Annotated in this window: 14 protein-coding genes; 8 read left to right on the plus strand and 6 right to left on the minus strand. The window is 69.3% G+C overall.

Going from position 1 to position 15084, the window contains the following annotated elements; genetic code table 11:
• Positions 1–3: 3 nt before the first annotated feature.
• Both AC1RL8_RS26855 and AC1RL8_RS26860 read right to left on the minus strand, forming a co-directional pair.
• Positions 4–786: an SIR2 family NAD-dependent protein deacylase gene (locus AC1RL8_RS26855; RefSeq protein ID WP_492686618.1), complete on the minus strand. Its 783-nt coding sequence runs from the start codon at positions 784–786 to the stop codon at positions 4–6.
• Positions 783–1646, minus strand: a complete 864-nt coding sequence (locus AC1RL8_RS26860) for an IclR family transcriptional regulator (protein WP_062472735.1) — start codon at positions 1644–1646, stop codon at positions 783–785. Before AC1RL8_RS26860 ends, AC1RL8_RS26855 begins: the two co-directional genes overlap by 4 nt.
• Before the next feature lie 149 nt (positions 1647–1795).
• Between AC1RL8_RS26860 and AC1RL8_RS26865 the strand changes: the two genes are divergently transcribed.
• The 6 genes from AC1RL8_RS26865 to fahA all read left to right on the plus strand — a co-directional run bounded on the left by AC1RL8_RS26865 (position 1796) and on the right by fahA (position 8282).
• Entirely contained in the window at positions 1796–2755 is a 960-nt protein-coding gene (locus AC1RL8_RS26865; RefSeq protein ID WP_062472733.1) for an MBL fold metallo-hydrolase, read from the plus strand.
• Between the two features lie 64 nt (positions 2756–2819).
• Positions 2820–4457: an FAD-dependent oxidoreductase gene (locus AC1RL8_RS26870; RefSeq protein WP_492686617.1), complete on the plus strand. Its 1638-nt coding sequence runs from the start codon at positions 2820–2822 to the stop codon at positions 4455–4457.
• Between the two features lie 5 nt (positions 4458–4462).
• The gene (locus AC1RL8_RS26875) at positions 4463–4657 is read left to right on the plus strand and encodes a DUF2783 domain-containing protein (protein WP_062472729.1); all 195 of its coding nucleotides are present in this window, start codon (positions 4463–4465) and stop codon (positions 4655–4657) included.
• 46 nt (positions 4658–4703) lie between these two features.
• Positions 4704–6014 (plus strand): homogentisate 1,2-dioxygenase, encoded by a 1311-nt coding sequence (gene hmgA, locus AC1RL8_RS26880; RefSeq protein WP_492686616.1) that lies wholly within the window; start codon positions 4704–4706, stop codon positions 6012–6014.
• Entirely contained in the window at positions 6011–6994 is a 984-nt protein-coding gene (locus AC1RL8_RS26885; protein WP_492686615.1) for a Bug family tripartite tricarboxylate transporter substrate binding protein, read from the plus strand. The genes hmgA and AC1RL8_RS26885 overlap by 4 nt, the downstream gene beginning before the upstream one ends.
• 22 nt (positions 6995–7016) lie before the next feature.
• Positions 7017–8282, plus strand: coding sequence for a fumarylacetoacetase (gene fahA, locus AC1RL8_RS26890; RefSeq protein ID WP_492686614.1), 1266 nt, complete (start codon positions 7017–7019; stop codon positions 8280–8282).
• Between the two features lie 40 nt (positions 8283–8322).
• On the opposite strand, the gene mrdA is transcribed toward fahA, so the two are convergent.
• The 4 genes from mrdA to AC1RL8_RS26910 form a co-directional block, all read right to left on the minus strand.
• Entirely contained in the window at positions 8323–10320 is a 1998-nt protein-coding gene (gene mrdA / locus AC1RL8_RS26895; protein ID WP_062472723.1) for a penicillin-binding protein 2, read from the minus strand.
• Positions 10321–10467: 147 nt separating this feature from the next.
• The gene (mreD, locus tag AC1RL8_RS26900; protein WP_062472721.1) at positions 10468–10989 is read right to left on the minus strand and encodes a rod shape-determining protein MreD; all 522 of its coding nucleotides are present in this window, start codon (positions 10987–10989) and stop codon (positions 10468–10470) included.
• Positions 10986–11948 (minus strand): rod shape-determining protein MreC, encoded by a 963-nt coding sequence (gene mreC / locus AC1RL8_RS26905; RefSeq protein WP_095743224.1) that lies wholly within the window; start codon positions 11946–11948, stop codon positions 10986–10988. The genes mreD and mreC overlap by 4 nt, the downstream gene beginning before the upstream one ends.
• An 86-nt stretch (positions 11949–12034) precedes the next feature.
• A complete protein-coding gene (locus tag AC1RL8_RS26910; protein WP_056583929.1) occupies positions 12035–13078 on the minus strand; it encodes a rod shape-determining protein in 1044 nt (347 codons plus the stop codon).
• Between the two features lie 216 nt (positions 13079–13294).
• Between AC1RL8_RS26910 and gatC the strand changes: the two genes are divergently transcribed.
• Both gatC and gatA read left to right on the plus strand, forming a co-directional pair.
• On the plus strand, positions 13295–13594 hold the full coding sequence (gene gatC / locus AC1RL8_RS26915) for an Asp-tRNA(Asn)/Glu-tRNA(Gln) amidotransferase subunit GatC (RefSeq protein WP_056583926.1): 300 nt from the start codon (positions 13295–13297) through the stop codon (positions 13592–13594).
• Complete coding sequence (gene gatA, locus AC1RL8_RS26920; RefSeq protein WP_492686613.1) at positions 13594–15084, plus strand: Asp-tRNA(Asn)/Glu-tRNA(Gln) amidotransferase subunit GatA; 1491 nt, start codon at positions 13594–13596, stop codon at positions 15082–15084. The genes gatC and gatA overlap by 1 nt, the downstream gene beginning before the upstream one ends.

Consider the following 15084-nt stretch of genomic DNA (forward strand, 5'->3'; position numbering starts at 1 on the left):
GCTTCAGTCGCCGGCCATCCCGGCAACCAACTTCGGCAGCAGGTCTTCCGACGCCCCCCGCAACACCACCGCCGCCGCATCGTCCAGGTGCGGCAGCGGCTCGATGTTCAGCGTGACCAGCCGCGCCCCCCGTGCCATCGCCAGCTTGGGCAGTTCGGCCGCCGGGTAGACGATGGTGGTGCTGCCGACCACCAGGAACAGGTCGGACTCCTGCGCCGCCACCTGGGCGTCGAGCAGCACGCCGGCGTTCAGCATCTCGCCGAACATGACCACGTCGGGCCGCGCGTGCGAACCGCAGCGCAGGCAGCGGTGGAAGGGCCACGGGCCGCTGCGGTTGCCGCAGTGGTCGCAGCGCCAGCGGCGCAGCGAGCCGTGCAGCTCCAGCACATCCTGGCCGCCGGCCTTGCCGAGCAGGCCGTCGACGTTCTGCGTGATGAGCCGGGTCGCGGGGCGCAGCCGCTGCAGCTGTGCGAGCGCGAGGTGGCCGGGGTTGGGCGATGCGGTCTCGATCAGCGCCAGGCGCTGGGCCCAGAACTTCGTGAAGCCGCCCGGGTCGCGCGCGAGGTCCTCGGCATGCGAGAACTTGAGCGCGTTCTGGCTCATCCACAGGCCGTCGGCGTCGCGGTAGGTCGGGATGCCCGAGGCCTTGGACAGCCCCGCGCCCGAAAAAACCACGATGCGTCGCGCGCCGCGCAGCAGCGCCACGGTGCGGTCGATGCGCAGTGCGAGGTCGTCGGAGGAGGAAGAAGAAGACGTGGAAGACAAGGCGGAAGAAAACAGGGTCATCGATCGGAAACGGAGGGCACCACGGCGCCGGTGGCGCTCGCCCCCAGGCGCTGCGACACCGTGCCCGCGCAGGCCTTGAGCGCGCGCGCGATCTCGCCGTCCCAGGCGGTGTGGAAGATGCCGGCCGGGCCGATGGCGGTCACGGCCAGCACGATGGCGCCGGTGTGGTCGAACACCGGCGCGGCCATGGCGCTCACGCCCTCGATCACCTCGCCGTCGGAGCGGCTGATGCCGTGGTCGCGCACTTCCTGGCACTGGCGCTCGAAGTCGCTCCACGAGGGCAGCGGCTGCACCGGCGGCATGCCGGCCGGCGGCGCGGGCTCGGCGGCGCCCTTGCGCTGCTTCTGGCGCTGGCGCTCGTCCTCGAGCTGCGCGCGCACCACCGCCGGGTCGAGGTAGGCGGCAAAGACGCGGCCCGAGGCCGTGTTGGTGAGCGAGAACACCGTGCCGTGGCGCATGTTCACGTGCACCGGCGAAGGCGACTCGGCCGTGCGCACGATGGTCGCGCCGCGCGCGCCCCACACGGCCAGCGCCACGGTGTGGCCGATCTGCTGCGCGAGCTGGCCGATCAGCGGCGTGGCGATGTGCACCGGGTCGGCCTGCTGCAGGCTGATCAGCCCCAGTTGCAAGGCCAGCGGGCCGAGCAGATAGTGGCCGCTGGCGCGGTCCTGCTCGATGAGGCCCAGCCGGCCGAAGCTCACCATGTACGGGTGGGCCTTGGCGGCCGTCATGTCCGCTTCGCGGGCAAGGTCTTTGAGCGCCATCGGGCGGCCGTGGTGCACCAGCGCGCGCAGCAGCTGCCCGCCGACTTCGATGCTCTGGATGCCGCGCTGGGCGCGGTCGGTGTCAGTCGCTGCCATGGCCGCCTTGCCGTCTGGTTGTTCGTTCATGAAGAAGGCATTAGACATGAACTGATCTCGGGCTTACACTCCGCGCATTCGTTATCTGCAAACTCGTTCGCCTTAAACGAATCAGGCGAATCCCAAAACCACCCCACCGGAGACACACGATGAGCCAAGCCAAGAAATTCGCCAGCCAGGCCGACCTGGAAGAAAAGAAGATCACCTTCAGCCAGATCTCGGAGCACGCCTGGGCCTACACGGCCGAAGGCGACCCCAACACCGGGATCATCATCGGCGACGACTGCGTGCTGGTGGCCGACACCCAGGCCACGCCCGCCATGGCCGCCGACGTGGTGCGCCGCATCCGCGAAGTGACCGACAAGCCCATCAAGTACGTGGTGCTCACCCACTACCACGCGGTGCGCGTGCTGGGCGCGGCGGGCTACGGCGCCGAACACATCCTGGCCAGCCAGGACACGCGCGACCTGATCGTCGAGCGCGGCGAGGAAGACAAGGCCAGCGAAATCGGCCGCTTCCCGCGCCTGTTCCAGAACGTCGAGACCGTGCCCCCGGGCCTGACCTGGCCCACCATGACCTTCACCGGCAAGATGACGCTGTGGCTGGGCAAGCTCGAAGTGCAGCTGCTGCAGCTGGGCCGCGGCCACACCAAGGGCGACACGGTCGTCTGGCTGCCCCAGGAGCGCGCGCTGCTGTCGGGCGACCTGGTCGAGTTCGGCGCCACGCCGTACGCCGGCGACGCCTACTTCCAGGACTGGCCACAGACGCTGGACAACATCGCCGCCCTGAAGCCCCTGGCCCTGGTGCCGGGCCGCGGCGCCGCGCTGACCACGCCCGAAGCCGTGGCCGAGGGCCTGAACGGCACGCGCGCCTTCATTTCCGACGTGTACGCCAGCGTGCAGGAAGGCGTGAAGGCCGGCCGCGACCTGAACGCGGTCTACAAGGAAACCTACGCGAAGCTGCAGCCCAAGTACCAGCAGTGGGTCATCTTCGACCACTGCATGCCCTTCGACGTGAGCCGCGCCTACGACGAGGCCTCGGGCCACGCCGACCCGCGCGTGTGGACGGCCCAGCGCGACATCGACATGTGGAAGGCCCTGGAAGGCTGATCGCGCCGCGACCTTCCCCCGCGCGGGGAAGGCGACGGAAACGACAAGGACACGGAGACATCACGTGATCGACTATCAAAGCCTGCGCTTCGACTACACCCGCCACGCCGACCAGGACGCCGCCGCGCCCGCCCGCCACCCCGTGGTGGTCGTGGGCGCCGGCCCGGTGGGCCTCACGCTCGCCATCGACCTCGCCCTGCGCCAGGTGCCCGTGGTGCTGCTCGACAACGACAACAGCCTGTCCAGCGGATCGCGCGCGATCTGCTTCGCCAAGCGCACGCTCGAGGTGTTCGACCGCCTCGGCTGCGGCGACCGCATGGTGGACAAGGGCGTGTCGTGGAACGTCGGCAAGGTGTTCTTCCATGACGAGCAGGTCTACCGCTTCGACCTGCTGCCCGAGCCCGGCCACGAGCGCCCGGCCTTCATCAACCTGCAGCAGTACTACGTCGAGGGCTACCTCGTCGAACGCGCCGCGGCCTTGCCGCTGATCGACCTGCGCTGGAACAACAAGGTCACCGGCATCGCGCAAGGCGACGACGGCGCGGTGCTGACCGTGGAGACGCCCGAGGGCGAGTACCGCCTGCAGGCCGGCTACGTGGCCGCCTGCGACGGCTCGCGCTCCAACCTGCGCCAGATGCTGGGGCAGGAAGCCAAGGGCCGCGTGTTCCGCGACCGCTTCCTGATCGCCGACATCACGATGGACGCGCAGCTGCCGACCGAGCGCCGCTTCTGGTTCGACCCGTCGTTCCACCCCGGCCAGAGCGTGCTGCTGCACAAGCAGGCCGACGGCATGTGGCGCGTCGACTTCCAGCTCGGCTGGGACGCCGACCCGGTGGAAGAGCGCAAGCCCGAGCGCATCACGCCGCGCGTGCGCGCGCTGCTGGACAGCATCGGCTTCGAAGGCGTGCAGTTCCAGATCGGCTGGGCCAGCGTCTACACCTTCGCCTGCCAGCGCATGGAGCGCTTCCGCCACGGCCGCGTGCTGTTCGCGGGCGACTCGGCGCACGGCGTGTCGCCCTTCGGTGCGCGCGGTGCCAACTCGGGCGTGCAGGACGCCGACAACCTCGCCTGGAAACTCGCGGCCGTGCTGGCCGGCGACGCACCCGATGCGCTGCTCGACAGCTATGCCAGCGAACGCGAATTCGCGGCCGACGAGAACATCCGCAATTCGACGCGCGCCACCGACTTCATCACGCCCAAGAGCGAGGTGAGCCGCCTCTTCCGCGACGCGGTGCTCGAGCTGACCAAGCGCCACGCCTTCGCGCGCTCGCTGGTCAACAGCGGGCGGCTGTCGGTGGCCACGGTGCTGCGCGACTCGCCGCTCAACACGCCCGACGCCGACACCTTCGCGGGCGCGATGGTGCCCGGCGCCGCCGCGGCCGACGCGCCCGTGCGGCGCGCCGACGGCAGCACCGGCTGGCTGCTGCGCGAATGCCACGTGGCGCGCTTCACCGCGCTGGTGTTCGGCACCGGCGACGCCGCCGAGCGCAGCCTGCAGGCGCTGAAGAGCAGCGACCTCGCGCTGCACGTCGTGCGCGTGGAAGGCACCGGCGCCGACGCCGAACTCGCCACGCAGCGCTACGACGCGCAGCCCGGTACCGTCTACCTGCTGCGGCCCGACCAGCACGTGTGCGCGCGCTGGCGGCAGCCCACGGCAGCGAACCTTCGCGCGGCCCTCGACCACGCACTGGCAAAGGCATGACCCCGATGCAACCGCAACTGATCACCACGCCGAACCTCGAAGCGCCCGACGATTTCTACGAGGCGCTCATCGAGGCCCACCAGGGGCTTTCCACCGAAGAAAGCCACGCCTTCAACGCACGGCTCGTGCTCGTGCTGGCCAACCACGTCGGCTCGCTGGCCGTGCTGCGCGAAGCCTTCGACGCGGCGCGCGCCGGCTGAACGGCCGCACGTTCCCACCTCATCGCGACTTTCGAAAGACAAGCCCATGACCCAAGCAACACCCGCCACCGAACGGCGCTACCAGAGCGGCTTCGGCAACGAGTACGCCTCCGAGGCCGTGCCCGGTGCACTGCCGCAAGGCCGCAACAACCCGCAGCGCGGCCCCTTCGACCTGTACACCGAGCTGCTCTCGGGCACCGCCTTCACGGCGCCGCGCCACGAGAACCGCCGCACCTGGCTGTACCGCCGCCAGCCCTCGGTGGTGTCGGGCCGCTACCAGCCCTACGCGCAGGCGCACTGGACCACCGGCGCCGACCGCGAGATCGCGCTGCCGCCCGAGCCGATGCGCTGGGGCCCGCTGCCGCTGGACGGCGCGGCCGACGTCGACTTCATCGACGGCATGCACACGCTGGCCGCCAACGGCGATGCCGAATCGCAGGTCGGCATCGGCTCGCTGATGTACCTGGCGGGCCGCTCGATGGAGCAGCGCGCCTTCGTCAACGCCGACGGCGAGATGCTGGTGATGCCCCAACAGGGCCGCCTCGTCATCACGACCGAACTCGGCGTGCTCGACGTCAAGCCCGGCGAAATCGTGGTGCTGCCGCGCGGCATGGCCTTCAAGGTCGCATTGCCCGACGGGCTCTCGCGCGGCTACGTGTGCGAGAACTACGGCGCGCACTTCCGCCTGCCCGAACTCGGCCCGATCGGCTCGAACGGCCTGGCCAACGCGCGCGACTTCCAGGCGCCCGTGGCGGCCTTCGAGGCAGACGGCGGCGCCTACGAGCTGGTGAAGAAATTCGGCGGCCGCTTCTGGACCGCGCCGACGAAACAGTCGCCCTTCAACGTGGTCGCCTGGCACGGCAACCTCGCACCGGTGAAGTACGACACGGCCAACTTCATGGTCATCGGCTCGATCAGCTTCGACCATCCCGATCCGTCGATCTTCACCGTGCTGACCTCGCCCAGCGACACGCCCGGCACGGCCAACTGCGACTTTGTGATCTTCCCGCCGCGCTGGATGGTGATGGAAAACACCTTCCGTCCGCCATGGTTCCACCGCAACCTCATGAGCGAGTTCATGGGCCTGGTGCTGGGCGAGTACGACGCCAAGCCGGGCGGCTTCAAGCCCGGCGGTGCGAGCCTGCACAACTGCATGGTGCCGCACGGCCCGGACGAGGAAGCCTTCGACAAGGCGACGCACGCCGACCTCAAGCCGCACAAGCTGGACAACACGCTGGCCTTCATGTTCGAGAGCCGCTACCGTTTCATCCCGACGAACTTCGCGCTGCAAAGCCCGGCGTTCGACACCGACTACACCGACTGCTGGGCCGGTCTGAAGGACCAATTCAAGGCATGACGCACGCTCTCACCCTCACCCTCACCCGCCGCGCCGCGGCCGTCGCACTGCTCGCGGCGCCGTTCCTGCTGGCGCACGCGGCCGACTTTCCGTCCAAGCCCATCAAGTTCATCGTGCCCTACACGGCCGGCGGCACCACCGACCTCGTGGCGCGCACCGTGGGCCAGAAGGTGTCGGAGAAGCTAGGCCAGCCCGTGCTCATCGACAACCGCGGCGGCGCGGGCGGCAACATCGGCATGGACGCCGTGGCCAAGGCCGCGCCCGACGGCTACACGATCGGCTTCGGCGCCATCTCGACCAACGCGCTGAACCCGCACATCTACAAGTCGATGGCCTTCGATCCGCGCAAGGACTTCACGGCCATCAGCCTGCTGGGCATGTCGACCATCGTGCTCGAAGTGCCCGCAAGTTCGGCCATCAAGACCGTGCCCGAGCTCATCGCCGCCGCGAAGAAGAACCCCGGCCTGCCCTACGCCACCGCGGGCGCCGGCACCTCGATGAACCTGGCCGGCGTGATGTTCGCGCAGATGACCGGCACCGAGCTCACGCACGTGGCCTACAAGGGCAGCGGCCCGGCCATCACCGACATGCTGGGCAACACCATCGGCGTGATGTTCGACAACCTGCCGGCGTCGCTGCCGCACATCCAGGCCGGCAAGCTGCGCGCGCTGGCGGTGGCGGGCTCCACGCGCTCGCCCTCGCTGCCCGACGTGCCGACGATGGCCGAGGCGGGCCTCAAGGGCTATGCGCTGGAGCCGTGGTTCGGCGTGTACGGGCCGGCGAAGCTGCCGGCGCCGATCGTGAAGGCGCTGAACGAAGCCTTCGTCGAAGCGCTCGCGATGCCTGACGTGAAAGCCAAGCTGCAGCAGGCCGGTTTCTCGCCGCGCGGCTCGAGCGCGCAGGAGCTCACCACGCTCACCGACACCGAATACAAGCGCCTGGGCGACGTCGCCAAAAAAGCGGGCATGACCGCAGACTGATCCGATTCAACGAAAGACCTCCATGACCGCACTCAACGCCACCCACGACCCGAAGCTGCGCAGCTGGGTCGCCGCCGCCAACGTGGCCGGCACCGACTTCCCGATCCAGAACCTGCCCTTCGGCCGCTTCCGCGCCGCCGGCAGCAGCGAGGCCTTCCGCATCGGCGTGGCCATCGGTGACCAGATCCTCGACCTGCGCGCCACTGGCCTCATCGACACCGACGACATGAACGTGCTGATGAACGCCTCGGTGAAAGACCGCCAGGCGCTGCGCGCCGCGATCTCTGCGGGCCTGGCCGAAGGCAGCGGCCAGCAGGCTGCATGGTCGAAGGCCTTGCTGGCGCAAGCCCAGGCCGAGATGACCGTGCCTTGCCGCATCGGCGACTACACCGACTTCTACACGGGCATCCACCACGCCACCACCATCGGCAAGCTGTTCCGTCCCGACCAGCCGCTGATGCCCAACTACAAGTGGGTGCCCATCGGCTACCACGGCCGCGCCTCGTCGATCGGCGTGAGCGGCCAGGTCTTCAAGCGCCCGCAAGGCCAGACCAAGGCACCCGATGCGGTCGCGCCGAGCTTCGGCCCCTCGAAGCGGCTGGACTACGAACTGGAGCTGGGCTTCCTCGTGGGCCGCGGCAATGCGCTGGGCGAACCCATCGCCATCGCCGACGCCGAAGACCACCTGTTCGGCGTGACCCTGCTCAACGACTGGTCGGCGCGCGACCTGCAGGCCTGGGAATACCAGCCGCTGGGTCCGTTCCTGGCCAAGAACTTCGCCAGCACGCTGTCGCCCTGGATCGTGACGACCGAAGCGCTGGCGCCGTTCCGCGCCAAGTTCGAGCGCCCCGCCGAAGACCCGCAGCCGCTGCCCTACCTCGATGCGCCGTCGAACCGCGACAGCGGCGCGCTCGATATCACGCTCGAAGTGCTGCTGCAGACCGCGAAGATGCGCGCCGACGGCGTGGCGCCCGTGCGCCTCACGCTGGGCAACACCACCGAGGCCGCCTACTGGACCGCCGCGCAGCTCATCACGCACCACACGGTGAACGGCTGCAACCTGCAGCCCGGCGACCTGCTGGGCTCGGGCACGCTGTCGGGCCCGCAGCCCGACCAGGCCGGCTCGCTGATGGAACTCACGCTGGGCGGCAAGCAGCCGGTCACGCTGCCGAACGGCGAGAAGCGCACCTTCCTGGAAGACGGCGACACGCTGGTGATGCGCGGCTGGTGCGAGCGCGAAGGCGCGGTGCGCATCGGCCTGGGTGAAGTCACCGGGACGGTGGTCTGACCCTGGCCTGAACTGCGGTGCGCCCCGCGGGGCGCGCCTGTCAGGGCGTCGGCGCCGCCGACGATGCCGCGCCCGCCGGTGCAGGCACCGCGGCCGCCGCGGGCCAGGCCACTTCGCTGGCCACGCGCGGCTTGCCCATCGGCGCGCCCGCGCGGCCGATGCGCACGGCGGCCATGTCGGCCTCGCTCGGGTACTGGTCCATGAGCCAGTAGTCGAACACGCGGCGCGCAAGCGGCGCCGCGGCACCCGCGCCCCATCCGGCGTTCTCGACGATGACGGCGAGCGCGATCTTCGGGTTGTTGGCCGGTGCGTAGGCCATGAACAGCGCGTGGTCGCGCTGGTGCTCTTCGAGCGCACGCGCGTTGTACTTGGTGTTCTTGGCCTGCGTCACGGCCTGCGCCGTGCCGGTCTTGCCGGCCGCCTGGTAGCCCGCGCCCGCGAACACGCCGCGCGCCGTGCCGCTGGTGACCACGCTGGTCAGGCCCTCGCGGATCACCGCCACGTTGGCCGCCGTGTAGCCCAGGTTCTCGGCCGGCGGCTGCGGCAGCGGCACGACCTGCCCGCTGACCGTGTTGCGCATCGCCAGCGCCAGGTGCGGCCGGTGCTTCATGCCGCCGTCGGCCACGATGGCCGTGGCCTGCGCGAGCTGCAGCATGGTGAAGGCGTTGTAGCCCTGGCCGATGCCCAGCGAGATGGTCTCGCCCGCGTACCACTTCTTCTGCTCGGGCCGCTTGTAGGCGTTGCGCTTCCACTCGGTGCTGGGCAGCACGCCGCGCACCTCGCCGCCCAGGTCGATGCCGGTGATCTGGCCGAAGCCCATCGGCTTCATGAAGTCGTGGATCAGGTCCACGCCCATCTCGTTGGCCAGCGAGTAGTAGTAGATGTTGCTCGACACCTGGATCGAGCGGCGCATGTCGACGCCGCCCAGGTAGCCCTCGGGGCTGCCGAAGCGGTGGCCGCCGAAGTTGAAGTAGCCGGGGTCGTTCACCACCACGCTCGCGGCGCGCTTGCCGGTCTGCAGCGCCGCCAGCGCCATGAAGGGCTTGTAGGTGGAGCCCGGCGGGTAGGTGCCGCGCAGCGCGCGGTTGAGCAGCGGCTTGTCGATCGATTCGGTGAGCGCCTGCCAGCTCTCGGTGTCGATGCCTTCGACGAAAAGGTTGGGGTCGAAGGTGGGCTTGCTCACGAAGGCCAGCACCTCGCCGGTCTTGGGGTCGATGGCCACGAGCGCGCCGCGCCGGTCGCCGTACATGTCTTCCACCAGCTTCTGCAGCTTGATGTCCAGCGACAGCATGACGGTGTTGCCCGGCGTGGCCGGGTGGCTCGCGAGCCGGCGCACGGCGCGCCCGCCGGCCGAGGTTTCCATCTGCTCGACGCCGGTCTGGCCGTGCAGCATCTTCTCGTAGCTCTGCTCGATGCCCAGCTTGCCGATGTAGTCGGTGCCTTTGTAGTTGGCCTGGTCTTCCTCGTCCCAGTCTTCCATCGCGGTCTTCTCGCGCTGGTTGATGCGGCCGATGTAGCCCAGCACGTGCGAGGCCAGCTCGCCCTGCGGGTAGTTGCGGAACAGGCGCGCCTTGATCTCCACGCCCGGGAAGCGGTAGCGCTGCGCCGCGAAGCGTGCCACTTCCTCGTCGCTCAGGCGGGTGCGGATCGGAATGGAGTCGAAGCTGCGCGAGTCTTCGCGCAGGCGCTTGAAGCGGCGGCGGTCGCGCGGCGACACCTCGAGCACGCTGGTCAGGCTGTTGATGGTCTCCTCGACGTCGCCGACCTTCGAGGGCGTGATCTCCAGCGTGTAGGCCGAGTAGTTGGAGGCCAGCACGATGCCGTTGCGATCGAGGATGAGCCCCCGGTTCGGCACAACCGGCACCACGGCCGTGCGGTTGCTCTCGGCCTGCTCGGCCAGGTCGGCATGGCGCACGACCTGCAGGTAGACCAGCCGCGAGCCCAGCAGGCTGAAGGCGAACAGCACCGCCAGGCCGATGACGATCACGCGGCGCTTGAAGCGCGCCAGGTCGGCGGCAACGTTGCGGATTTCGGTCATGGCGTCAGGAAGCTTAGGCGTGCGCAGGTGCGATGGCAAATGCGACGGGCGGCCGCCGCCGGGCCGCCCCAAGGCGGGCCGCGCCTCCCCCTCGGGGGGTGGAGTTACACGCAGCGAAGCGAAGTGAAAAGCCGGGGGGCACCATGACTAGAGGGGGCGGTTCTCGTCGGGTTCGGGCGTGCGGCGCTGGGGCGCCAGCAGCAGCGCGGTGGCCAGCGGCCACAGCGCCGCCTCGAGGGCCGGCGAGACCAGCACGCCCCAACCCGGGAACACGCCGCCGCCGATCATGCGCGTGATCACCTCGATGAACTGCGACAACGCAAACAGCGGCAGCACCTGCAGCGCCTGCGAGAGCACCGGGTACCACAGCAGGCGCCGGTGGATCATGATCGCGAAGAAGCCCAGCGTGGTGTAGGACAGCGCATGCTGGCCCAGCATCGACGACTGGTGCACGTCCATGAGCAGGCCGAACATGAAGGCCGCGCCGATGCCCACGCGCGCAGGCTGGTGCACGCCCCAGAACACGATCACCAGCGCCAGCAGGTCGGGCATCCAGGCGGCGCGGCCGATGGGGATCATGTTGACCAGCAGCGCCACGAGCAGGCTGGTCCACATGAAGACGGGGCTGACGGGCAGCAAGAGCTGCTGCTGGCCGGGGCGCTTGATCATCGCGTGGCTCCCGCCGGTTTCTTCTCGTTCTTGCCGGCGCCGGGCTTGCCTTCGGGGCGCTTGCGCTGGGTGGACGCGGCCTCGACGTGCGGCGGCGCCACCGGGGCGCCCGAGGGCTCGAGCACCAGCACGTAGCGCGCCGCGGTCACGCGGGCCAGCGGCACGCAGTAGATGCGCGCAAAGGCCGAATCGGCGCGGCGCTCGATGCGTTCGATCTTGGCCACCGGCAGGCCGGCCGGGTAGATGCCGTCGACGCCGCTGGTAGAGAGCAGGTCGCCCTCCTGCAGGTCGGCATTGGCCGCCATGAAGCGCAGCTCCATGCCGCCGCCGTGCGCCGAGGCGTCGCCGAAGGCCACGCTGCGCACGCCGGTGCGGGTGTTCTGCACGGGAATGGCCAGGTCGCGGTCGATCACCAGCGTGACCTCGCTCGTGAAGGGCAGCACCTGCGTCACCTGGCCCAGCACGCCGCGCGCGTCGATCACCGGCGAGCCGGCCGCCACGCCCTGCGCGAGGCCCTGGTCGATGACGATCTTGCGCGTGTAGGGGTCGGCCGCGTCGTACAGCACCTCGGCCGGGCGGCCCGGCGTGGTGGTGGTCTGGCGCAGCTCGAGCAGCTCGCGCAGGCGGGCGTTGTCTTGCGCGAGCGTGTCGGCGCGGCTGGCGGTCTCGGCCTGCAGCATCAGGGCCTTGCGGGCCTCGTCTTCGTTGCGCTGCGCGGTCTGCAGCTCTTCGAAGTAGCGGCTGCCGCCCATCACCAGCATGACCGGCTTGAGCGCCGCCATCTGCACCGGGTAGAGCACCGCGCCGATGGCCGAGCGGATCGGCTTCACGAGGTGAAAGCGGGCGTCGGCGACCATGAGGAAGAGCGAGAGCGCGCCGAAGAAGATCAGCTTGCTGAGTGCCGATTGCCCCTGGTTGAACAGGGGTGGCGCTGTGCGATCGAGCGTGCCCAGAGGCATGTAGTCAGACCCGGCGGTGGTGCGGCATCAAATAACAAAAAGCCGGCCTGCGCAAGCAGAGGCCGGCCGATGATGGCTTTCGCCTTTTACTCGCTCGTGAAGATGCTGCCCAGACGGTCCATGCGCTCCAGGGCGATGCCGCAGCCGCGCACCACGCAGGTCAGCGGATCTTCGGCCACGAGCACCGGCAGGCCGGTTTCCTCGGCGAGCAGGCGGTCGAGGTCGCGCAGCAGCGCGCCGCCGCCGGTGAGCATCATGCCGCGCTCGGCGATGTCGGCGCCCAGTTCGGGAGGCGTCTGTTCCAGCGCGTTCTTCACGGCCGAGACGATGTTGTTCAGGGGGTCGGTCAGGGCTTCCAGCACTTCGTTGCTGCTGATGGTGAAGCTGCGCGGCACGCCTTCGGAAAGGTTGCGGCCCTTGACTTCCATTTCCTTGACTTCGGAGCCGGGGAAGGCCGAGCCGATGTTCTTCTTGATGACTTCGGCCGTCGGCTCGCCGATCAGCATGCCGTAGTTGCGGCGGATGTAGTTGATGATGGCTTCGTCGAAGCGGTCGCCGCCCACACGGACCGAGCCCTTGTAGACCATACCGCCCAGCGAGATCACGCCCACTTCGGTGGTGCCGCCGCCGATGTCCACCACCATCGAGCCCGAGGCTTCGCTGACGGGCAGGCCGGCGCCGATGGCCGCGGCCATGGGTTCTTCGATGAGGTAGACGGCGGTGGCGCCGGCGGCTTCGGCCGCGTCCTTGATGGCGCGGCGCTCGACCTGGGTCGAGCCGCAGGGCACGCAGATGATGATGCGCGGGCTCGGCGTGAGCAGCGTGCGCGGGTGCACCATCTTGATGAACTGCTTGATCATCTGCTCGGTGATCACGAAGTCGGCAATGACGCCGTCCTTCATCGGGCGGATGGCCTCGATGTTGCCGGGCACCTTGCCCAGCATGGCCTTGGCTTCGCGGCCGACGGCCTGGATCACCTTCTTGCCATGGGGGCCGCCTTCGTGGCGGATCGCGACCACGGAGGGCTCGTCCAGCACGATGCCCTTGTTGCGGGCGAAGATCAGGGTGTTGGCGGTGCCGAGGTCGATCGCCAGGTCGGTGGAGAAGTACCGACGGAAAGCTCCAAACATGTGCGGAATCCTCTGAGCACGGCCTGCGCATCGGCAGGTCGTCGCTCTATTTTTGGGTCGTTTGACGGGGTGAATTGATCGTTTTTGGCGCAAAAGCCGGCGCGTTCGCGGGGGTTGCGGCAAAGGCGGGATAATAACCGAATCCCCTCTGAATCCCGTGTCGGCACCCTCTTCGGCGTGCGATTGCCTCTGGTTTTTTCGACCCGTCAGCCATCTATGTCTCTTTCCGCTTCCGATATTGCACGCATCGCCTCCCTGGCGCGGCTGCAGCTTGCCCCAGATGAAAGCGAGCGCATGCTCACTCAAATCAACGGCTTCTTCGATCTGGTCGAACGCATGCGCGCGGTCGACACCACCGGCGTCGAGCCGCTGGCGCACCCCGTGGCCGCGCTCGAAGACGTGACGCTGCGCCTGCGCGACGACGTCGTGAGCGAGCCGAACAACCGCGAAGCCAACCAGAAGAGCGCCCCGGCCGTCGAAGCCGGCCTGTTCCTCGTGCCCAAGGTGATCGAATGATGAGCAGCGGTGAACTGCACCAATTGAGCGTGGTCGCGCTGGCCAAGGCCCTGGCCGAGCGCAAGGTTTCGGCCGTCGAAGCCTCGCAGGCGTTTCTGGGCCGCATGAAGGCCCACGAGTCGCTCGGCACCTTCGTCGACGTCAACGAAGAAGTCACGCTGGCCCAGGCCCGCGCGGCCGATGCGCTCCTCGCCAAGGGCAACGCGCCCGCGCTGGCCGGCGTGCCGATCGCACACAAGGACATCTTCGTCACCACCGATTTCGCCACCACCGCCGGCTCGAAGATGCTCGCGGGCTACCGCTCGCCCTTCGACGCGACCGTGGTGCGCCGCCTGGCCGAAGCCGGCGCGGTCACGCTCGGCAAGCTCAGCTGCGACGAGTTCGCGATGGGCTCGGCCAACGAGAACGTCGCCGTGCCCGCCGTGGGCCACGACACCGCCGTGCCGGTGCGCAACCCCTGGAACCTCGAGCGCATTCCGGGCGGCTCGTCGGGCGCCAGCGCGGCGGCCGTCGCGGCACGCCTGGCCCCCGCAGCCACCGGCACCGACACCGGCGGCTCGATCCGCCAACCGGCCTCGTTCTGCGGCGTGACCGGCATCAAGCCCACGTATGGCCGCGCCTCGCGCTACGGCATGGTGGCCTTCGCATCGAGCCTCGACCAGGCCGGCCCGATGGCCCACTCGGCCGAAGACTGCGCGCTGCTGCTGTCGGCCTTCTGCGGCCCTGATCTCGACCGCGACTCGACCTCGCTCGACAAGCCCGCCGAAGACTTCGGCCGCTCGCTGAACGACTCGCTCGAGGGCCTGCGCATCGGCGTGCCGAAGGAGTTCTTCGGCGACGGCGTGGCGCCCGGCGTGCGCGCGGCCATCGACGCGGCGCTCGCGCAGTACGAGAAGCTCGGCGCCAAGCGCGTCGAGGTCTCGCTGCCGCGCACCGAGCTGTCGATTCCCGTGTACTACATCCTGGCCGCGGCCGAGGCCTCGAGCAACCTGAGCCGCTTCGACGGCGTCAAGTTCGGCCACCGCGCCAAGCAGTACAAGGACCTGGCCGAGATGTACGAACGCACGCGCGCCGAAGGCTTTGGCGACGAAGTGAAGCGCCGCATCATGATCGGCACCTACGTGCTCTCGCACGGCTACTACGACGCCTACTACCTGCAGGCGCAGAAGGTGCGCCGCATGATCGCCGACGACTTCCAGCAGGCGCTGACGCAATGCGACGTGATCGCCGGCCCCGCCGCGCCGACCACCGCCTGGAAGATCGGCGAACACGGCGACGACCCCGTGGCCGATTACCTCGCCGACATCTTCACGCTGCCCGCCTCGCTCGCCGGCCTGCCCGGCATGAGCGTGCCTGCGGGCTTCGATGCGGGCATGCCCGTGGGCCTGCAGCTGATCGGCAACTACTTCGGCGAAGCGAAGCTGCTCAACGCAGCGCACCGCTTCCAGCAAGCCACCGACTGGCACACGCGCACGCCGGAGGGCTTCTGA

It is taken from the genome of Variovorax sp. GW822-FHT04E09 (assembly GCF_058800845.1).